General features: G+C 68.5%; 19 protein-coding genes. 18 read left to right on the top strand and 1 reads right to left on the bottom strand.

Annotation, left to right across the window (positions count from 1 at the left end; translation table 11 throughout):
- Positions 1-19: 19 nt before the first annotated feature.
- The gene (locus FEK34_RS09310; protein WP_138447401.1) at positions 20-685 is read right to left on the bottom strand and encodes a TetR/AcrR family transcriptional regulator; all 666 of its coding nucleotides are present in this window, start codon (positions 683-685) and stop codon (positions 20-22) included.
- 36 nt (positions 686-721) lie between these two features.
- Between FEK34_RS09310 and FEK34_RS09315 the strand changes: the two genes are divergently transcribed.
- From FEK34_RS09315 to FEK34_RS09400, 18 genes are all read left to right on the top strand, one after another.
- Positions 722-2212: a flavin-containing monooxygenase gene (locus FEK34_RS09315; protein ID WP_138447402.1), complete on the top strand. Its 1491-nt coding sequence runs from the start codon at positions 722-724 to the stop codon at positions 2210-2212.
- Positions 2213-2388: 176 nt separating this feature from the next.
- Complete coding sequence (yajC, locus tag FEK34_RS09320) at positions 2389-2745, top strand: preprotein translocase subunit YajC (RefSeq protein WP_104359277.1); 357 nt, start codon at positions 2389-2391, stop codon at positions 2743-2745.
- A 110-nt stretch (positions 2746-2855) separates the two neighbouring features.
- Positions 2856-4586 carry a protein translocase subunit SecD gene (gene secD, locus FEK34_RS09325; protein WP_138447403.1) on the top strand — a complete coding sequence of 577 codons (1731 nt, stop codon included), beginning with the start codon at positions 2856-2858 and terminating at the stop codon, positions 4584-4586.
- On the top strand, positions 4583-5764 hold the full coding sequence (gene secF, locus FEK34_RS09330) for a protein translocase subunit SecF (protein ID WP_138447404.1): 1182 nt from the start codon (positions 4583-4585) through the stop codon (positions 5762-5764). Before secD ends, secF begins: the two co-directional genes overlap by 4 nt.
- Positions 5765-5781: 17 nt before the next feature.
- Entirely contained in the window at positions 5782-7512 is a 1731-nt protein-coding gene (locus FEK34_RS09335) for an ABC transporter substrate-binding protein (protein ID WP_138447405.1), read from the top strand.
- Positions 7513-7549: 37 nt separating this feature from the next.
- Complete coding sequence (locus FEK34_RS09340; protein WP_249358902.1) at positions 7550-8122, top strand: adenine phosphoribosyltransferase; 573 nt, start codon at positions 7550-7552, stop codon at positions 8120-8122.
- Positions 8123-8381: 259 nt separating this feature from the next.
- On the top strand, positions 8382-10796 hold the full coding sequence (locus tag FEK34_RS09345; protein ID WP_138447406.1) for a RelA/SpoT family protein: 2415 nt from the start codon (positions 8382-8384) through the stop codon (positions 10794-10796).
- A 449-nt stretch (positions 10797-11245) separates the two neighbouring features.
- Positions 11246-12778, top strand: a complete 1533-nt coding sequence (locus tag FEK34_RS09350; protein ID WP_249358904.1) for a cutinase family protein — start codon at positions 11246-11248, stop codon at positions 12776-12778.
- A gap of 57 nt (positions 12779-12835) precedes the next feature.
- Positions 12836-13750, top strand: coding sequence for a hypothetical protein (locus FEK34_RS09355; protein WP_171048110.1), 915 nt, complete (start codon positions 12836-12838; stop codon positions 13748-13750).
- A gap of 15 nt (positions 13751-13765) precedes the next feature.
- Entirely contained in the window at positions 13766-14641 is an 876-nt protein-coding gene (locus FEK34_RS09360; protein WP_138447407.1) for a MinD/ParA family ATP-binding protein, read from the top strand.
- Positions 14638-15279, top strand: coding sequence for a hypothetical protein (locus tag FEK34_RS09365; protein WP_138447408.1), 642 nt, complete (start codon positions 14638-14640; stop codon positions 15277-15279). The genes FEK34_RS09360 and FEK34_RS09365 overlap by 4 nt, the downstream gene beginning before the upstream one ends.
- On the top strand, positions 15276-15695 hold the full coding sequence (locus FEK34_RS09370; RefSeq protein WP_138447409.1) for a hypothetical protein: 420 nt from the start codon (positions 15276-15278) through the stop codon (positions 15693-15695). Before FEK34_RS09365 ends, FEK34_RS09370 begins: the two co-directional genes overlap by 4 nt.
- A 61-nt stretch (positions 15696-15756) precedes the next feature.
- Positions 15757-16053, top strand: coding sequence for a hypothetical protein (locus tag FEK34_RS09375; RefSeq protein WP_014351788.1), 297 nt, complete (start codon positions 15757-15759; stop codon positions 16051-16053).
- Between the two features lie 8 nt (positions 16054-16061).
- Positions 16062-16331, top strand: coding sequence for a hypothetical protein (locus tag FEK34_RS09380; RefSeq protein WP_036537890.1), 270 nt, complete (start codon positions 16062-16064; stop codon positions 16329-16331).
- Positions 16332-16420: 89 nt separating this feature from the next.
- Positions 16421-17050: a hypothetical protein gene (locus FEK34_RS09385; RefSeq protein WP_249358906.1), complete on the top strand. Its 630-nt coding sequence runs from the start codon at positions 16421-16423 to the stop codon at positions 17048-17050.
- Positions 17047-17865: a hypothetical protein gene (locus FEK34_RS09390; RefSeq protein WP_138447410.1), complete on the top strand. Its 819-nt coding sequence runs from the start codon at positions 17047-17049 to the stop codon at positions 17863-17865. Before FEK34_RS09385 ends, FEK34_RS09390 begins: the two co-directional genes overlap by 4 nt.
- A 107-nt stretch (positions 17866-17972) precedes the next feature.
- A complete protein-coding gene (locus FEK34_RS09395) occupies positions 17973-19448 on the top strand; it encodes a hypothetical protein (protein WP_138447411.1) in 1476 nt (491 codons plus the stop codon).
- Positions 19445-20935: an SCO6880 family protein gene (locus FEK34_RS09400; protein WP_138447412.1), complete on the top strand. Its 1491-nt coding sequence runs from the start codon at positions 19445-19447 to the stop codon at positions 20933-20935. Before FEK34_RS09395 ends, FEK34_RS09400 begins: the two co-directional genes overlap by 4 nt.
- Position 20936 lies beyond the last annotated feature (1 nt).

Raw genomic sequence — 20936 nt, forward strand, 5'->3', positions numbered from 1 at the left:
TCGGGGCTCGACCGCCGGATCAGGGTTTGCGCACGCCCTCGATGAGCAGGCGCCGGATCGCCTCGTTCAGGGCCGCGATCCGCGCCTCGTCCATATCGCGCAGCCCGTGCACCACCCCGGCCATCAGCATCCCGGTCACCGCGCGCGCAGTGTTCACAGTGTCGAGGTCCTCGCGCAGATAGCCGAGTTCGACACCGTGCTCGAGGTAGCCGGCGGTCAGCAGGTCGGCGGTGTCGAGCAGCCCGTACAGGCGTTCGGTGAGCTCGTCGTCGATACCGGTGGCATGGAACAGCAGCAGCTGCGCCACCCGGCGGTCCTCGATCAGGATGCGGGTGAGCGCGGTGCCGATGCGGTCGAGCTGCTCACGGTATTCATCGAGGCTGGTGGCCGCGTCCGGGGCGTTCTCGGTGCCGAGCGCCTCGATGATCCGTGCGGCCAGATCGTCGATGACGTGGTCGATGATGTCGCGTTTATTGCTGAAGTAGCGGTAGAAGGTGCCGTGGCCGATCCCCAGGTGAGCGGCGATATCGGCGATGCCGGTCGCGTGGTAGCCCTTTTCGGCGAAACACACGAAGGCGGTGTCGATGATCTCTTGGCGCAGTTCGGCCTTACGTCGTTCGGCCCGCGTGGATGGCTTCGTCACATTGACGATGATACTGTCGTCACAAACGGAATGATGTGTCATTCCCGGAGAGTCGGTTCAGAATGCAGGAGGTTCGACGTGGCGCCTCAGTTCGATGCGATCGTGGTCGGTGCGGGTTTCGGCGGAATGGGGGCGGGCATCGAGCTCGACCGGCTCGGCCTGAGTAATTTCGTCATCCTGGAACGTGAGGACGATCTCGGCGGCACCTGGCATGTGAATCGGTATCCGGGGCTTGCCGTCGATATCGCCTCGGTGACCTACTCGTACTCCTTCGAACCCAATCCGTACTGGTCGCGGCTGTTCGCGCCGGGCGCGGAGCTGAAGAAGTACGCCGAGCACGTCGCCGACAAGTACGGCCTGCGCCGGCGGATGCGCTTCGGCACCACCGTCGACGGTGCCCGCTGGGATGAGGAAGACCAGCAGTGGATCGTCTCGATCGCCGGTGGTGAGACGCTCACCGCGCGCTATCTGCTCGCCGCCACCGGTTTCCTCTCTCAGCCCTACACCCCGCCGTTCCCGGGCATCGACTCGTTCGAGGGCACGATCCTGCACACCACCGCCTGGGACGACGACATCGATCTCACCGATCGCAGGGCCGCCGTCATCGGTACCGGCGCCACCGGCGTGCAGCTGGTGCCCGAGGTGGCCAAGCAGGTCCGCGAGCTCACCGTCTTCCAGCGCACCCCGATCTGGGTGGTGCCCAAGGTCGACGCGCCCATTCCGGCGCCGGTGCAGAAGCTGTTCGCCGCCGCGCCGGTGACGCAGAAGGCCGCGCGGCTGGTCAACACCAGCATGCTCGAGGCCCTGATGGTCGTCGGCGTGTTGCATTTCCGGCAGGCCAAACTCATGAACAAGGGCGCGGCGCTGCTGGCCAAGGCCCATCTGCGGGCCCAGGTACGCGATCCGCAGATCCGCAAGCAGCTCACCCCGGACTACGACTTCGGCTGCAAGCGCCCGACCTTTTCCAATCAGTACTTCAAGACGTTCAACGAACCGCACGTCCGGCTGGAGACGAACTCCATCGAGCGCATCGAACCCGACGGCATCGTCACCGCGGACGGGCACAAGACCGAGATCGACACCCTGATCCTGGCCACCGGGTTCAACCTGTGGGATGTGAACTTCCCGGCCATCGAGATCATCGGCCGTGACGGGGTGAACCTCGGAAAGTTCTGGCGCGACAACAGGTTCCAGGCCTACGAGGGGATCACCGTGCCCAAGTTCCCCAACTTCCTCAGCCTCAACAGCCCCTACTCCTACAGCGGGCTGTCCTACTTCACCACCATCGAGGCGCAGATGAAGCACATGGGCAGGCTGTTCGGCGAGCTGTTCCGGCGCGGCGAGACCACCTTCGAGGTCACCGAACGCGCCAACAGCGAGTTCCTGGACCGGGTGACCAGCAAGCTCGACGATTCGGTGTTCTACGGCGGCAGCTGCTCGACCGCGCGCAGCTACTACTTCAACCAGCACGGCGAAGCGGCCCTGCTGCGCCCGACCAGCACCATCAACGCGCATCGGGAAGCGGTGAGCTTCCCGCTCGACGATTACGTCTACGGTCGCAGCGCCTGAGGCGCGCGTCTGAGCGGGCCCCGCGGTTTCTGTCGCGGGGCCCGCTCGCGCGCGCTACGGTGGCCGATGGCGCGCACGTCCTCCGGGGTGTGCGGGTGCGGTGCCGGTGACCGGAGCTGGCAGACTGTGTGAGTACCTGTCCATTCCCACCCACAGACTAGGGACTGACTTCGACGATGGAACTGCTGTTTCCGCTGCTGCTGGTAGCCCTGCTCGTGCCGATGTTCCTCGGTGTCCGCCGCCAGAAGCGGGAGGCCGAGAAGGTCGCCGCCATGCAGGATGCCCTGAAGGTCGGCGATCAGGTGATCACCACGTCGGGTCTGTACGGCACCGTGGTCGAGGCCGATGACACGACCGTCGATCTCGAGATCGCCGAGGAGGTCGTCACCACCTGGCTGCGTCAGGCGATCCGCGAGGTTCGCGTCGACGACGAGGCCGAAGAGACGACCGGTGACACCGAAGCCGACGAGGCGCCCGGTACCACCACCGAGGAAACCGCCGAGCAGACCGAAACCCGGCTGACCAAGGACTGACCGTCCGCTCATGCGCCGGCTGCCCCGCTGCGGTGAACCGCACGGCACCCGGCGTCATCGGCGTGTGCCCGCCTGTTCCACCTCGACTTCCGCCTAGGAGATGACCAACTGTGCCACCTTCCCAGGGATCGGCGCATCCGTTCAGGTTGCTCGGTGTCTATGCCGCGCTACTGGCCGTGATCTACGCGCTGGTGTTCTTCACCGGTGACAAATCCCCGACACCGAAGCTCGGCATCGACCTGCAGGGTGGCACCCGGGTCACGCTGACCGCCCGCACCCCCGACGGCAGCAAGCCGAGCCAGGACAGCCTGAAGCAGGCCCAGGGCATCATCGAGAACCGGGTCAACGGCCTCGGCGTCTCCGGCTCCGAGGTCGTCATCGACGGCGACAATCTGGTGATCACCGTGCCCGGTGACGACAGCCAGCAGGCCCGTTCGCTGGCCACCACCGCCAAGCTCTACATCCGGCCGGTATTGCAGGCCGCGCCCGCACCGGGAAGCGCGCCGACGCCGCAGCCGGGCCAGGGCACCCAGCCGCCCGCCACCGGCACGCCGGGGCAGGCGCCCGCACCCGCGCCGAACGGGACCGCACCCGCCACCGGGCAGGCTCCGGCACCGCAGAACCGGGTCTTCCCGGCTCAGGCGCCGACCGAGCCGAACCCGTCGCCCGCACCGGCGCCCACTCCCGCCCCGCCGGCCGACGACGCGGATCTGACCCCGCAGGAACGCAGCCAGCAGGAGATCGCGGCCGCGAAGGCGCTGCGGCAGAGCGAGGATCCCGCCACCCAGCAGGCCGCGATGGCGTCGATGGATTGCAGCAAGCCCGACCCGCTCGCCGGCAACGACGATCCCACCAAACCGCTGGTGACCTGCGCGACCGACGGCAGCGAGGTCTACCTGCTCGGTCCGAGCCGCATCGACGGCCAGGAGATCAAGGACGCGACCTCCGGCCTCAACCAGCAGCAGGCGCGCCACGAGGTGACCCTGGAGTTCAAGTCCAGCGGATCGGACGCATGGGCCGACCTCACCGGCGAATACGTCTACAAGCGGGTGGCGTTCGTGCTCGACTCGCAGGTCGTCAGCGCGCCGGTGGTGCAGCAGGGTCCGCAGCAGGGTGGCAGCACCCAGATCTCGGGCAACTTCACCGCCTCCAGCGCCAAGGAACTGGCCAACACGCTGAAGTACGGTTCGTTGCCGTTGTCGTTCCAGACCTCCGAAGCCGAGACCGTCTCCGCGACCCTGGGCCTGTCCTCGCTGCGCGCCGGTCTGATCGCCGGCGCGATCGGCATGATCGTGGTGCTGCTGTACTGCCTGCTCTACTACCGCATGCTCGGCTTCCTGGCCGGATTGTCGCTGGTCGCCGCCGGTGTGGCGGTGTACGGCCTGATCGTGCTGCTCGGCCGCTGGATCGGGTTCACCCTCGACCTGGCCGGCATCGCGGGTCTGATCATCGGTATCGGTATGACCGCCGACTCGTTCGTGGTGTTCTTCGAACGCATCAAGGACGAGATGCGGGAGGGCCGTAGCTTCCGGTCCGCGGTGCCACGCGGCTGGGCCCGCGCCCAGCGCACCAACCTCTCGGGTAAGACGGTCAGTCTGATCGCCGCCGTCGTGCTCTACATCCTGGCCGCCGGTCAGGTCAAGGGCTTCGCCTTCACCCTCGGCCTCACCACCGTGCTCGACGTCATCGTGCTCTACCTGGTCACCGCGCCGCTGATGATGCTGGCGTCGCGCTCGCCGTTCTGGGCCAAGCCGTCGGTGAACGGCCTCGGTGTGATCCAGCAGATTGCCAGGGAACGCGGCGCCGGCGGACCGGCGCTGGTGAAGGAGACCGCACGATGAGCACCTCGAGCCCGACCGTGGAGCCCGACGCCGCCAACCGGGCGCCCGCCCCGCGGCACAGCTTCTTCGAACGCCTCTACACCGGCACCGGTGGCTTCGAGATCGTCGGCCGCAGGCGGTTGTTCTACACGCTGAGCGCGATCTTCCTGCTGCTGTCGATCCTGAGCATCGCCGTACGCGGCTTCACCCTCGGCATCGATTTCGCCGGTGGTTCGCGCATCCAGCTGCCCGCCAGCGACACCGCGACCACCCAGCAGGTCGAAGACGTCTACACCCAGACCATCGGCCACGAGCCGGTGACGGTGCAGAAGGTCGGCTCCGGCGATTCGACGACCATCCAGGTGCGCTCGGAGACCCTCGACCTCGAGCAGACCGCGGCATTGCAGACCGCGCTGTTCGACGAGTTCCAGCCCAAGAACGCCGACGGCGAGGTGACGCGCAACGCGATCAGCATCGCCGAGATCAGCGAGACCTGGGGCAGCCAGATCACCCGGCAGGCGGTGATCGCGCTGCTGGTCTTCGTCGTGCTGACGATGATCTACATCGCGATTCGCTTCGAACGGGATATGTCCATCGCCGCGATCGCGTCGCTGTTCTTCAACCTGGTCGTCACCGCGGGCATCTATTCGCTGGTCGGTTTCGAGGTGACGCCCGCCGCGGTGATCGGTCTGCTGACCATCCTCGGCTTCGTGCTCTACGACAACGTCGTGGTGTTCGACAAGGTCGAGGAGAACACCCGCGGCGTGCTGCACCTGACCCGGCGCACCTACGCCGAACAGGCCAACCTGGCCGCCAACCAGACCCTGATGCGGTCGATCAACACCACCGTCATCGGCATCCTGCCGATCATCGGCATGCTGGTCATCGCGGTGTGGCTGCTCGGTGTCGGCACGCTGAAGGATCTGGCGCTGGTGCAGCTGGTCGGCATGATCGTCGGCGCGTACTCGTCGATCTTCTTCGCGGTGCCGGTGCTGGTGTCGATCAAGGAACGCTTCGGTCCGGTGGCCGCGCACACCAAGAAGGTGCTGGCCAAGCGTTCGGGCGCGAAGCCGGCCGCCGGTCGTCGTGCGGGCGCCGTTCCTGCCCGCGAAACTCCTGAGACACCGCGGCGCACCCGCGATACCGGGCCGCGTCCCGGGGCCCGGCCGAGCGGAAAACGACACCGGAAGAACCACTGACGACAGGGGGTCGGGTCATGCGTCAGCCGCGAGGTTTCCTGCGCAGGCCGCATCGACTGCTCGCGGCCACGGCCGCCGCGGCGGTCGCGGCCGGACTTGCCGCCGGATGTTCGAGTGAAAGCCAGGTCCCGTCCATCGGATTCGCCGTCGACGCGGCCGTCGCCAGCTACAACGGCGGCAGCACGCTCGGCGCGAGCACCGGCGCCACCGCGGTGTTCGGGCGGGTGCTGACCGGCTTCTTCTACACCGGGCCCGACGGCCAGCAGGTCGCCGACACCGACGTCGGCACCGCCAAGGAGGTGCCGGGGGAGTCCCAGACCATCCAGTACCGGCTCAACCCCGACGGCGTGTACTCCGACGGGGTGCCCACCTCCTGCGACGATCTAGTGCTGGCCTGGGCGGCGCGCAGCGGGCGGTTCACCCGGCCCGGCGACGGCGCCCCGGTCCCGCTGTTCGACGCCGCGAGCACCGCCGGATACGAGGACATCGAGCGGATCGAATGCCTCCCCGGTTCCAAAGATGCGACTGTCGTCTTCCGGCCCGACCGCCGCTACCTGCCCTGGCGCAATCTGTTCACCGCCGGTGAGCTGATGCCCGCGCATATCGCGGCGCAGGCGGCGAACGTGCCGAATGTGGTGTCGGCGATGCAATCCGGCGACCCGTCCGCCATCCAGCGGCTGGCGGATTTCTGGAACAGCGGCTGGACGCTCGCGCCCGGTGAACTGGACGTGAGCCGGTTCCCGTCGTCGGGGCCGTACCGGATCGAATCCTTCACCGAGGACGAGGGTCTGGTGCTGGTGGCCAACGAACGCTGGTGGGGCAACAAGCCCGAGACCGGTCGCGTGGTGGTGTGGCCGAAGTCGACGGATCTGGCGGCGAAGGTGGCCGAGGGTGCGGTGAGCGTGATCGATATCGGGACCGGTTCGGTGCCCGGGCTCGATCTTGGTGGCTTCTCGGTCCAGCAAGTGCCCGGTCGTGGTGTCGAGCAACTGGTGCTGTCCACCGGCGGCGCGCTCGGCTCGGTCGAGGCCCGGCGCGCCCTCGCCCTGTGCGTGCCGCGCCAGGCACTGTTCGACGAACTCGGCAACGTACCCGAGGCCCCGGAATCTGGCCGGGGCTCCGCGCCGTTGAATTCCCGTATCGTCCAACAGGATTCGCTCTATTACTCGGCGATCACCGGCGCTGCTGACCCGTATCGCACTGTCGATGTAGAGGGTTCGAAGGCGGCGCTGGCGGCGGCCGGTAGCCCGGCACTGACCGTCCGCATCGGCTACCAGACCCCCGACGACCGCCGGGCGCGCACCGTCGCCAAGATCGCCGAATCCTGCAAACCCGCAGGTATCACCGTCGTCGACGCGGGCGCCCCCGATTTCCGCCCGGCGCAGCTGGCCGCGGGCGCGGTAGACGCCGTGCTCGGCAGTACCGCGAGCGTCCCCGGCCCGGCGGGCTCGCTGGACGGCGTGGCCGCGACCAGCGCGTTGCGGACCGGTAGCGGGCTGAATTTCGGGCGATTCGGCAACGGCCGTTACGATGCGATCACCGATCAGCTTGCGGCCGACGACAACTCGACCACACGGCTGAATCTGCTCACCGAGGCCGAGGGCCTGCTGTGGGCGCAGCTGCCGAGCATCCCGTTGTTCGCCACGCCGCGCACCATCGCCTTCGGCAGCGGTTTGCAGAACGGCATCGCGGCCCCCACCCAGGCGGGTACCGGTTGGAACATGGACCGGTGGGTACTGAAGCGGTGACCGGTGTTGTGGGTGATGTGACTATGGAGAGGTGTCGATGAGCAAGCACGCGGCGATCGAATCCGACGACGCAGTCGCCGAGCGGACCAGCAGGGCCGCGCAGATCGTCGGGCAGCTGACCCGCTGGTGCGATGACTTCCCGGAGCCCGGCGTCCGCTTCGCCGACCTCACCCCGGTCTTCGCCGACCCGGAAGGCTTCCGCACCGTCATCGACTGCCTGGCCGCCAGCGCCCCCGACGCCGACCTGGTCGCCGCCGTCGACGCCCGCGGCTTCCTGCTCGGCGCCGGCGTCGCCGCCACCCTCGGCACCGGCGTCATCGCCGTCCGCAAGGCAGGCAAACTCCCGCCCCCGGTCGTCACCCGCGAATACGACCTCGAATACGGCAAAGCAGCCCTGGAAATCCCCGCCGACGGCGTCCCCCTGACCGGCCGCCGCGTGCTGCTCCTCGACGACGTCCTCGCCACCGGCGGCACCCTCGCCGCCGCCGCCGACCTGTTCACCCAGGCCGGCGCCGAGATCGTCGCGGCGGCGGTGGTGCTGGAGCTGGAATCGCTCGGCGGGCGCAAGCGGCAGGGCGACTACCCGCTGTCGGCCATCGTCACCGTCTGACCGCGAACGACACCACTGAACTTCCGCCACGCGACCGCTCGACTTACCCCGTCGCCGGTTGGCCGGGTGGACGGCCGGTATCCATCCGGCAGCGGGAAGCCCAGGGTCGCCTCTGCGCGGTGTACTTCGGTACGAAGGTCCCAGAAAATGGGTTGAGCAACCTGTTGCCGGACGGCGCGAGACGGCGAAGGCTAGAGTTGATGGTCTGGGAGGTTGCGGTGGTCGGAGCGGTCCGGCTGCGGCGTGGAGAGGTGGTGGCATGACTCAGCATCTGGGCGAGGCGAACGTCGAGCAATCGGCTGCCTCGCGGCCCGGCGGTGCGTCGGCCACCTCGTCCGATGGTGCGGCTCAGCCGGCGAAGCCCGCGACTCCAGGTCCGAACCCAGGTGTGGTGCGGCAGGGTGCTCCCGCCGCCGTGCCGACCTCGGCGTCGCGGCGGGTGCGGGCGCGGCTGGCTCGGCGGATGACCGGTCAGCGCGGTATCGCGGCGGTCAAGCCGGTGCTCGAGCCGTTGGCGACCGTGCATCGCGAGCTGTATCCCAAAGCGAACTTGACGTTATTGCAGCGGGCCTTCGACGTCGCCGACGAACGGCACGCCAAACAGTTCCGCAAGTCGGGCGACCCCTACATCACCCACCCGCTGGCGGTGGCGAACATCCTGGCCGAGCTCGGCATGGACACCACCACGCTGGTTGCGGCGCTGCTGCACGACACCGTGGAGGACACCGGCTACTCGCTCGAGCAGCTCACCGCCGATTTCGGGCCCGAGGTCGCGCACCTGGTCGACGGCGTTACCAAGCTCGACAAGGTCAATCTGGGTGCGGCGGCCGAGGCCGAGACCATCCGCAAAATGATCATCGCGATGGCGCGCGATCCGCGCGTGCTGGTGATCAAGGTGGCCGACCGGCTGCACAACATGCGCACCATGCGGTTCCTGCCGCCGGAGAAGCAGGCCAAGAAGGCGAAGGAGACCCTCGAGGTCATCGCGCCGCTGGCGCACCGGCTCGGCATGGCCACCGTGAAATGGGAGCTCGAGGACCTCGCGTTCGCGATCCTGCACCCCAAGAAGTACGACGAGATCGTGCGCCTGGTCGCCGACCGCGCGCCCTCGCGTGACACCTATCTGGCAAAGGTGCGCGCCGAGATCGTCAACACGCTGGCCGCCAGCCGGATCAACGCCATCGTCGAGGGCAGGCCCAAGCACTACTGGTCGATCTATCAGAAGATGATCGTCAAGGGTAAGGACTTCGACGACATCCACGACCTGGTCGGCATCCGCATCCTGTGCGACGAGGTGCGCGACTGCTACGCCGCCGTCGGCGTGGTGCATTCGCTGTGGCAGCCGATGGCCGGGCGGTTCAAGGACTACATCGCCCAGCCCCGCTACGGCGTCTACCAGTCGCTGCACACCACCGTCGTCGGCCCGGACGGCAAGCCGCTGGAAGTGCAGATCCGCACCCAGGACATGCACCGCACCGCCGAGTTCGGCATCGCCGCGCACTGGCGGTACAAGGAGACCCGCGGCAAGCATTCCAGCGATACCGCCGAGGTCGACGACATGGCGTGGATGCGCCAGCTGCTCGACTGGCAGCGTGAGGCCGCCGACCCGGCCGAGTTCCTGGAGTCGCTGCGCTTCGACCTCAAGGCGCCGGAGATCTTCGTGTTCACCCCCAAGGGCGATGTGATCACGCTGCCGCAGAAATCCACCCCGGTGGACTTCGCCTACGCGGTGCACACCGAGGTGGGGCACCGCTGCATCGGCGCCCGCGTCAACGGCAGGCTGGTGGCGCTGGAACGTCAGCTGGAGAACGGCGAGGTCGTCGAGGTGTTCACCTCGAAGGCGCAGAACGCCGGGCCCAGCCGCGACTGGCAGAGCTTCGTGGTCTCCCCGCGAGCCAAGGCCAAGATCCGCCAGTGGTTCGCCAAGGAACGCCGCGAAGAGGCGCTCGAAAGCGGCAAGGAGCAGATCAACAAGGAAGTCCGCCGGGTCGGGCTGCCGTTGCAGCGGCTGATGAACGTCGACGCGATGAACGCCGTCGCCAAGGAACTGCACTACACCGACATCTCGGCGCTCTACACCGCGGTCGGTGAGCACCAGGTCTCCGCGCACCACGTCGTCCAGCGGCTGATGGCCCAGCTCGGCGGCATCGGCGATGTGGAGAACGAACTCGCCGAACGCTCCACGCCGTCGACCGTCCCGTCTCGCCAGCGCGTCTCCGGTGACGCCGGCGTGCTCATTCCCGGCGCCGAGGGCACGGTGGCCAAATTGGCCAAATGCTGTACGCCGGTGCCCGGCGACGAGATCATGGGCTTCGTGACCCGCGGTGGCGCGGTGAGCGTGCACCGGGTCGACTGCACCAATGCCGGTTCGTTGCAGGAGCAGTCCGAACGCATCATCGAGGTGCAGTGGGCGCCGTCGCCGTCGTCGGTGTTCCTGGTGGCCATCCAGATCGAGGCGCTGGACCGCACGCGGTTGCTCTCCGATGTCACCAAGGTGCTCGCCGACGAGAAGGTCAACATCCTGTCCGCCTCGGTCGCCACCCACGGCGATCGCGTAGCGATCAGCAAGTTCACCTTCGAGATGGGCGATCCCAAGCATCTGGGCCACATCCTGAACGTCGTGCGCAATGTCGAGGGCGTCTACGACGTCTATCGGGTGACCTCCGCGGCCTGAGTCGGCTGCCCGCACGGCGGTCGTCGACCGGGATCGGTAGGTCCCACTTCGTGCCATGCCATCCCGTCATGTGGGCTCGTCGGGCGTGGGCGGATGTCATGGGGGCTTGGCAAGGCCGTCGGCGAGTTCGGAAACTTTGGCACTGTTTCGCATCGCCGCGCCGTGGCGTCACCGGGGTCGAGCGGTGCACCCTGTAAACTTTCCTCCGCTTCAGCGGTGATAGCCGGAATCTGTTACGGTCTATTGCGTTTCACGGCGCTAGGTAAGTTCTGCAATACGGATTGCGGGTCGCTATGGCTGGATGCACGACACGATTTTCGGGGGTGCTGATCGCGCTCGCCGTCGCTGTGTCGACCGCTACCGCCGGTACGGTCACGGGCGGTACGGCGTCGGCGCAGGCACCGAATGTCGCGGGCCCGTCGACGAATTTGCCGATAGATAGCTGTCCTGTGCTGTACGCCTTGGGAATTCAGGGCACCGGCCAGTCGTCCCCGGATGCCGCACCCACCACCGACACCGGAATGCTGTCCACGGTCTTCATGCCGATGATGGCGAAAGCGCCAGATGAGGGGCTTGTCGACCGTGCTTACGTGCCTTATGAATCCGGATTCGGCGGTGCCACCGGCGGTGGGGTCGTGCCGTATTCGGAATCGGTAGCCGGAGGGTTGTCCAGGCTGCGCGGCATGGCCTCATCGGTCGCCGAACGCTGCCCGAACACCAGGTTCGGCATCGTCGGCTACTCCCAGGGTGCGCACGTGGCCTCGATCTTCGCCCAGGAAGTCGGGCAGGGCGCCGGCGTGCTTGCGCCCGAAAAGGTCGCCGCGGTAGCGCTGTTCGCCGACCCCACCCGCAATCCGGGCGCACCGCTGTTCCCCGGCGCCCCCGGCAAGGCCACGCCCGACGCCGCGCCGGGAACCGACGGCGAGGAACTGGCGCGGATCGTGGCGCTGCCGCAGGTGCCCGCCAGCGGCGGCGGAATCGGTCCCGAACGCGACAAGGCCGAGAACTTCGGCGCGCTCACCGGCCGGGTGGCCAGTTTCTGCGCGGCAGGCGATCTCGCCTGCGACGCCCCCGAGGGCGCGCCCATCCTGAAGGCGGTCGCGAATATCGCGGGCCAGGCCAAGCTCAGCGGCGGCGATCCGATCGCCTCGCTGGTCTCGGTCGCGCAGGCGCTGGCCTACACCTCGATCAAAACCGCCACCAAGGTGGTCAACGAGGACATCCAGGGTAATTCGCTGGCGAGTCTGTCGATCTCGCCGAAGAAGTCGATCTCCCAGCGCCTGGCCGACGCCGCCGACCCGCGCACCCCGCTCGACATCCCGGCGGCGCTGCGCGCCCTGCTCAAAGTCGGCATGATCGGACTGAACGCGGTGGTCACCGTGGTGCGCTCGGTGCTGAACCCGGCCGCCCTCGCCGATCTGGCGACCGCGGGGCTGAGCAATCCGCCCGCCGCGCTGCTGGCGCTCGGCACCAAACTGGTGGGCGCGATCCCGCAGCTGATCCCGCCCACCACCGGTGTTCGCCTGGTGAATCAGGCCTTCGACGCCGTGGTGCAGAACATCACCGACAACAAAGAACTGCTCAATACCACCACATGGGTGCGGTATTGGGATACCGTCCAGCGTCACGGTGCCTACGGCACGGCCACCGTGTCGGCCGACGGCGACGCACCGACGACGTTCGTGGCCGAGTGGTTCGCTGCCGTCGCCAGGGATCTGGCAGGCACCTTCGGTTCCGATACTGCGCCCCAGCCGGGCTCGGAGACCGCGCAGGACGCCCCGCGGGCGCCCGCGCCGGAATTCGCCGAGCCCGGCCCCGGCGCGTCGACTTCACCTGACCAATCGGGTACGGGACAATTCCCGTTTGGGACAGGAGTCGACGGCGCCTCCTTTGGCGGCGCGACTGCGGACCGAAGAATCGAACCGATCGCGACGACCGAACGACCCGACACACCCACCGCCTACCCGTTCTCCACGAACTGATCGCCGAGAGGGTTCGACGATGCGACACCACGCGCCCCGATCTGCGGGAATGGGGGAATGTTGAAGTCGTACAAACATCTCGATCGTTGGTACGACGCCCTCGAGCCGGACACCGGGTCGAGCGCCCCGGCACGCCCCGCCGAGGAGAGCGCGCCGGTAGCGGACGAGGACGACGGTCCCGCGAGGTACCCCGACTACATCCATGACGACGAGGAACCCGTCGCGCCTCCCGAACCGCCCGTGCGGCGCAGCGAATTCACCGGCGGCTGGTCGGACTGGGTGGCCGATCGCGCGCCCGGACCCGACGACGACTACACCCCGCGCAACGGTGACGTCGTCCGGTTCCCGTGGCCCGACGACGATCCGGAGGAGATCGCCGGACCCGTCCGGCTCGGCACCGCGCGCGACCTGCGCAGCGCGGGCAAGCGCTCGGGTGGCGGCAGGGCGCGCGCGTTCATCGTCCTGATCGCGACGGTGCTGCTCCTGGCCGCCGCCGCGGCCGGAGTGCTGTATCTGCTCGGCGGCTCCGGCGAGCGTCGCGCCGCCGATGACACCGCGGTCCAGTTCGCCGCGGGCAGCTCCGATTCCGCCGCGGGCCCGGCGCATCGGTGCCCGACCGAACGCACCGACGAGGTCGTGCGCAGCGCGGAGCCCGGCGGCACGGATTCGGGCCCCGACGCGATCCTGCGTTTCCAGTACGCCTACTACGTGGATCGGTCCGCGGTGCTGGCCCGCGAAGTGGTCGCTCCCGATGCGCCGGTCTCGCCCGTTCCGGTGATCCAGCGCGGCATCGACAGCATCGCCGAGGGCACCACGCACTGCGTGCGCATCGTGACCCTCGACCAGGGCCGCTACTCGGTCGAAGTCACCGAGTACCGGCCCGACGGCCAACCGGCCACCTACAGCAAGCAGATGGTCACCACCGCGGTGATCGGCGGCCGCACCCTCATCACGGGTATCACGGCCGGATAGAGGGAGAGCAGAGCGATGGGAGACGACTGGAGCCGTTGGCTCGACGATGCGCCGGATGCCGACGCACCGTCGGACCGCTCCGGGCGCAGAAAGGCTCCGGTGGTGCGGTTGCGCGGCGAGCGCGAACCCACCCGTGACGGACGCACCGGGCATCGGCCGGTCCTCGTCGTCGGCGGCTGCGGTGGTGCGGGGACCACCACGACGGCCTTGGGACTGGCGGGTGAGCTCGCCTTGTCGGGCGCGCAGACCGTGGCGGTCGACGCGACCGCCGCCGGCAGCGATCTCGGGCTGCGCGGCGCCGATGAACACCTGCATCCGATCAGCCTGCAGTCGTGGTTGTACGGCCGCGGCGACGACGAACCGGCGCCGCTGAAGGAGTGCCTGTCGCGCTCCACTTCCGGGTTCGGGCTGCTGTGGCGCGATGCGGCGCCGCTGCGCAGGCGTGCGAGTTACCTCACTGTCGCCCGCGCCATCGACGACGCCGGCTACACCGCGGTCTACGACGGTGGCCATCCGATTGCCGGACGGCAGCTGCGGCCGTTGCTCGATGACGCGGATGTCGCTCTGGTGCTTGCCATTCCGGCGCGCACCGATGCCGCCAACCGGCTGCGCGTCACCCTGGAATGGCTCGACGACGAGTTCGGCGACGCCGTGGACGGGCCGGGCAGCGGAATCGTCGGCGATACCACCATCGTCATCTCGCATCAGCAGCCCGGCGTCGATTCCCGGGTTGCCGACCATTTGCGTGAGCATCTGTCCGGCTGGGTTCGCGACATCGTGGAGATCCCCTACGACGCGCATCTGGCGCGCGGTGAACTCGTCCGCCACATCTCGCTCGACGATCAGACGCGTCGAGCGTATGGGCGTCTTCTCGCGGGGGTGGCATCATGACCGCCGCCATGAATCTTCGCCGCCGCAAACCCGACCCCGCACCGGCCGGGGTGATCGCCCCGCCGGAGTCGCGGCGCGCGCCCATCTGGGACCGCCCGGTGCCCGGTGCGGGGCGTGCGCCGCTGGTCTGGTTGCTCGGCGTGCACGGCGGGGCCGGGGCCAGTAGCCTCGCGCACGTGCTTGCGCCCGCGGCGGATTCGGGCCGCCGCTGGCCCGGCGTCTTCGACCGCGAATCGCCCTTTGTCGTCCTGGTGTGCCGGGAGACGATCGCCGGCCTGACCCGCGCCCATGACCTGCTGCGTCAGCATCATGCCGGTTTCGCCGGTCCGTCGGAGGTGCTCGGGTTGATCACCGTGGCGGCGCGGCCCGGTCGCATGCCCGCCGAGATCCGTCGCTACCGCGAGGTCGTCGGCTCGCTGGCCGGGCGGATGTGGCAGGTGCCGTGGTACGAGGAATGGACCCTCGTCGAACCGGAGAAGCTGCCGGTGTGGGCGCCGGGGGTGGAACCGCCGCTGAAGAAACGCAGGATCGACCCGCTCGACGAAGTTCCGCTGGAAGTGCGCGATCTCGGAGCCGAGATCGTCGCGGCCGCCCGCGAGAGCATCGCCGGCGAGGCGAACGAGGAGGGGGTGCGATGAGTACGGCCTTGACGTTGCACGAGGGGGCGCAGGCGATCCTGGCGCAGGTCGGCAATCCGACGCCGGAGGCTCCGCCCGGATCAGACACCGCACTCCAGATCGGGCGCTGGGGATTCTGGGCGCTGCTGATCGGTCTTCCGCTGGCCGCCACAGGCGTGGTGGTCGTCGTCCTGCTCCGGGTCGCGAACTCCGATCGCCGGCGCGCGCCCGCCCCACAGGGCTGGGCAGCACCGGGACAGCCGCCCGGCTGGAATGCGCCCGGCCCGCAGCCGGTTCCGCCGCCCGTTCCGTATGCCGGACCGGGAGGCTGGAACCCGCAGCAGCAGGGGCCCGAACCGTGGGGGCCCAACGGCGCTCCGCCTGCACCGCCGGGTTGGGACCGTCCGCCGATGACCACCAACCCACCGGGGCACTGATGAGCCATATGCGTGCGATGCCGTCGATATCCACCCCTCCACCCATCGAGAAAGGCACCCGATGAGCACGATCCTCCTCGCCGTGCAGGACACATACGGCACCGTTCTCGCCCAGGTGGGCAATCCGACACCCGAGGCGCCTCCCGGGTCGGAGAAGATCCTGCAGCTGGTGCGCTACCTGACCTGGTTCGTGCTGCTGTCGGGCATCTGCGGCATCACCTATGCCGGCGGTAAATTCGCCTGGGAGAAGTGGACCGGCGGTGGCCTGGAATCGCCGAAGATGGTGGCGGGCGCCATGATCGGCGGCGTCGTCGCCACCAGCGCGGGCACCATCATGAACGCTGTTATCGGGACGTGAGGTCGACGATGTCGAGTGTGCGGGCCATGGAATTGCTGGCCTACAAGCAGATGCCGGCCGAGGTCGTGGAGCCGATCATGCAGTTGCTCAACTGGCTGCTGTGGTTCGTGCTCATCGGTTGCCTGGCCTGGATGATTGTCTCGGCGGGCAAGCTGTGGATCGCGTTCCGCGGCGACCTGGCGATGAACGACTCCTCGCACGGTGTCCTCATGAGTCTGCTCGGCGCGGGGGTGGCCAGCACGGCCTCCGGTATCGCGCTGGCGTTCCTGCCTGCATGAGCCGACGGCATCGAACTCGAGGAAGCCGGCCTTGCCGGATCGATGGTCCCCGCACACGCGGGGATGAGCCGTCCACAGTATGTGCGTCCATGTGCCGGCAGGCGAGGCGGCGTGGCGTCCGCGGCCCGGCCGCGGGCGCCGTCGCCGCGACGATGCTGCTGGCCGCGGTCGGCTGCGGGAACAGCGACAACGCGGGGCCGGATCTGTCCACCCCGCCGTCGAACGTGCGCTGGGAACCCTTCCAGGGCGTGGCCCTGCCACATACCGATCAGGGTCCCGCGCGCGAATCCGACGGCGCGGCAACCGGCTTCGATCATTCGCCGCCCGGCGCCGCGGTCGCCGCCATCACCCATACGGTGCGGCTATCGGTGGCCACCGACAGCCAGTGGCCGAAGGTGGTCGCCGCGGAGGTGCTGCCCGGACCGGGCAAGGACGAGTGGGTCGTCAACCGATTACTGCTGTCCATCACCGGACCGGCGTCACCGGAGTACGCGCCGCGCCTGCTCGGCTACAAGATCACCGGATACACCGATGAACGCTCCACCGTGGACGTCTATACCGAGTATTCGGACAGTTCGATGGCGGTGAACCACACCGTCGTCGAATGGTTCGGCGACGACTGGAGGTTACGGCTGCCCGACCCGGACTCGACCGAACCCGCGGTCGACGCCATCGACGAATTACCCAGCGACATCGTGATATTGGAGGCCCCGCAGTGAGCGAGAAGAAGGAGCCGTACGCGCGTGACCGCGTCTCCTTCGGGCTCGTCGCCTCCGCCGCGGTGCTCACGCTCATCGTTATCGTGGGGGTCTTCGTCTATGTCGGCGGCGATGACGAGCCCGCGGGCCAGGGCAGCGTTTCGGTGGTCGACGGGCCGGGGGCGGAGGGTTTCGCCGAGCCGGAGGTCGATATCTTCGGACGCAGGGTCGATATCCCGAACAACCCTGCGGGACAGCCGCTTCCGCAGAATCCGGAATTGCAGGCGAAGCCCTCGGATCCGGACTGGCTGACCGCGGCGCCCGCGGGCACCAGGCAACCGCGCGGCTGGCAGCGGGTGTACGGGGCCTCGGTGCCGTTCTCCACCTCCGACGGGCCGACGCGCATCGAAGACGGTCTCGCGGTGGGCTATGCGCACACCCCGCAGGGCGCGGCGCTGGCCGCGGCGCAGATCACCTACCGGCTCAATGCCCGTCCGGCGCACCGGGATCTGTATGTGCGGCAGGTGCGGGTGTCGGCGCAGCAGATCGCAGCCTACGACCGCGCGCTGGAGGCCGATCGTCTGCCCGAACAGCAGCCGGAAAGCGTGACCCGGTATTTCGTCGCCTCCGATGCGTTCAAGGTCGACGATTACGCCGACGATATGGCCATCGTGCGGCTGGCCACCCGCGCGCAGGTGGTGGACGGCAAACAGTTGTGGGTGGCGATGCGGATGATCATGGTGTGGGACGCGGGTGACTGGCGGCTGAAGCCGACCACCTCGGAGAACCCGCCGGCGGAGTACATCGAAACGCTCGAGGGGTGGACGGCATGGTGACGGCATTGCGCGATACCGAGGCGGCCACCCGCACAGGGAAAGCTCACGAGGGTGACAGGCGAACAGCTGGACCGGACCGATTCCCCGCACAACACCGAGGGGTTCACATGGTGAGGCGTATTGTCACGATCTTCGCGGTCATCTTCACGGTGATGATCGCGACGCCGACGGTGGCCTACGGCCAGACCTACGGCTTCGACGAGGCATGCAACGAAATCCACGAAACCCTCGACAACGTCGGCATTCCCGGCGTCTCGCTCGGTGACGCGGCCTCGGCGGTGTGTAAGGCGGGCAATGCCGCCTCCCATCCCGGGCAGGCCGCCACCGCGGTGAAGGACAAGGCCTGGGATTCGACGTTCGGCAAGGTCGTCGATTCGCTGATGAAGGGCCTCGGCGAGGCGATCATCCTGGCGCTGACCTTCTGGATGAAGGTGCCCAACGAAGCCGTCAGTGATTCCGGGGCGTTGTTCACCAAGATCAACGATTACACCTATCAGGTGCAGATCCTGCTGCTCATCGCCTCGGTGATGATCTCGGGCCTGAGATTGGCCGAAGCCAGACGTGGGGCCGTGATGAACGAAGCGGCCGAATCGTTCCGGATGTTCGCGCGGGTGGTGTTCAGCTCCTGGATGCTGGGTGCGGTGATCGTCGCGGGCACAGTGGCCTCCGACCGCTTCGCCGAGTGGATCATCGCCGACTCCACCAACGGCAATGCCAAGAACCTGGCCGAACTGATGGTGAAAACCAGTAAGCTGCAAGCCTTCTCACCAGGTTTGGTGCTGATCATCGCCATCGTCGGCCTGCTCGGCGCGTTGGCGCAGATCGTGCTCGCGATCGTCCGGCAGGGTCTGCTGGTGATCGCGGCCGGTGTGCTGCCGTTGGCGGCCGCGGCGTCGGGCATGAATACCGGTAAGCAGTCCTATCAGAAGCTGGTGGGCTGGATCATCGCGTTCATGCTGTGGAAGCCGGTCGCCGCGATCGTCTACATGATCGCGTTCACCACCGCGGGCCACGTCGACGAGCTGACCTCCACCTCCGGGCTGCCGGATGCCGAACAGGCCCAGCGCATGCTGGTCTCGATCGTGCTGCTGTGCAGTGTCGCGTTCGTCCTGCCCGCGCTGATGCGCCTGGTGACCCCGGCGGTCGCGATCGTCGGCAGCGGCGGTTCCGGTCTGACCGCGACCGGCGGCACCCTGCTGGCCGCCGCGGGCATCGGCGCCCTCGCAGGCACCAAGGCCGTTGGTGTGAAGGGTGCCGCGGCGCCCGGGTCGGCCGGATACTTCGGCGGTGCGGGCAGCCCGCCGCCCGGTGGTAGCGGCGGACGCGGCGGTGGTGCGCCCCGGCCCGCACCGCCACCACGCGGCGGCGGCGGAGGCGCGGCGGGCCAACCGCCACGGGCCTCCGGCGCACCCGCGGGCGCGGCCGGAGTACCGTCCGGTGCGGCGCGCGCCGCGGGCCGGATCGGCGCGGCCAGGGCCGCGACCTCCGGGATGAACCGGGCAGATCAAGTCATGGGTGATGTCGCGGGCGACCGCTGGGCCAACCGCTCACCCGACCTCGGGAGGAGCACCATTCCGCGATGACGAACCTCGACACCTACGAGCGCCGTTCATACGGCCTGTGGCAGAAACCGCGCAGCGCCGGGCTTTTCGGCCTGCGCTGGGAAGAGACCGTGCTCGGTTTCGTCGTCGTGATCACCGCCCTGATCACCGCGATGGTCGGCGGTTTCCAATGGGGGCTGATCGTGGGTGGCGTCGGCGTTGCGGTCATGGTTCCACTGGTGTGGCGGACGGGGGGCCGCTCCGGCTACGAGACGGGATTGATGATGTTCAACTGGATGCGTTCGCGCAGTCGCGGCGAGCACGTGTACCGCGGCGGCCGGTTCTCCCGGATCCCCGGCGGGGTCACCCGGCTGCCGGGACTGCTGGCGCCGTCGAAGCTGTACGAGGGCATCGACGCGGGCGGCTACAGCTTCGGCATGATCCATCTGCCGCAGTTCGCCCAGTACACCGTGGTGCTGCGGGCCTGGCCGCAGGGCCATGAGGCGGTCGACCAGCCGGTGATCGACCGCTGGGTCTCGGCCTGGGGCACCTTCCTCGCCTCGGTGGGCCAGACCAGCGATATCGTCGCCGTCGTCCCGGTCATCGATACCGTGCCCGAGACCGGAAACCGGTTGCTCACCGAGGTATCCACGATCACGCGGCCGGAAGCGCCGGAGCTGGCCCAGCAGGTGATGTACGAACTGGCCACCGAATTGCCGCAGGAGCGCGTGCAATTGCTGCCGCGGGTGGCCATCACGTTCAAGGCCACCACCGCCGAGCGCCGCAAGAACCCGGCCGAGGAAGCGGTGGAGATCGGGCGCAGGCTGCCCGGCATCTGCGCAGCCCTGGCCGAAGCGGGCGTGCGCGCGCAGCCGATGTCGGCCGATGAGGTGATCTCGTTCATCCGGCGCAGCTACGATCCCGCCTCGCAGGCCGACCTCGAGGTCGCCGCGGGCGAACCCGAAGGCCACGGCCTGGACTGGGCCGACGCCGGCCCGGTCTCGCACGACGAGAAATGGGATCACTTCGTGCACGACGGTGGCCGTTCGGTCACCTGGGAGATGGACGCGGCCCCCGAAGGCGCGGTCGACGAACGGGTGTTGCAGCGTCTGCTGGCCCCGAATCCCGAAGTGCCGCGTAAGCGTATCGCCATCGTGTACCGTCCGCATTCAGCCGCCGACGCCGCCGAGATCGTCGATGACGACTTCAAGAACGCGCTGGTGGCCCAGCAGAGCGAACGCGGAGTCGTCTCCGCGTCGGCGACCCTGCGGGTCGGCGCCACCCAGCAGGCCCGCGAGGAGCAGGCGCGTGGACACGGCGTGACCCGCTTCGGGGCGCTGGTGACCATCACCGAGCCCCTGCGCGGCGATCTGCCGCGGATCGAGGCGATCACCCGCGACCTGTCCACCCAGGCGCGGTTGAAGATCCGGCGCTGCTACCGCTACCAGGCGGCGGCCTTCGCGGCCTCACTCGGCTGCGGAGTGATCCTGCCCGAACACGCGACGATTCCGAAAGCACTTGCGGGGTGAG

Source organism: Nocardia cyriacigeorgica (assembly GCF_005863245.1).
GTDB classification, from domain to species: domain Bacteria; phylum Actinomycetota; class Actinomycetes; order Mycobacteriales; family Mycobacteriaceae; genus Nocardia; species Nocardia cyriacigeorgica_C.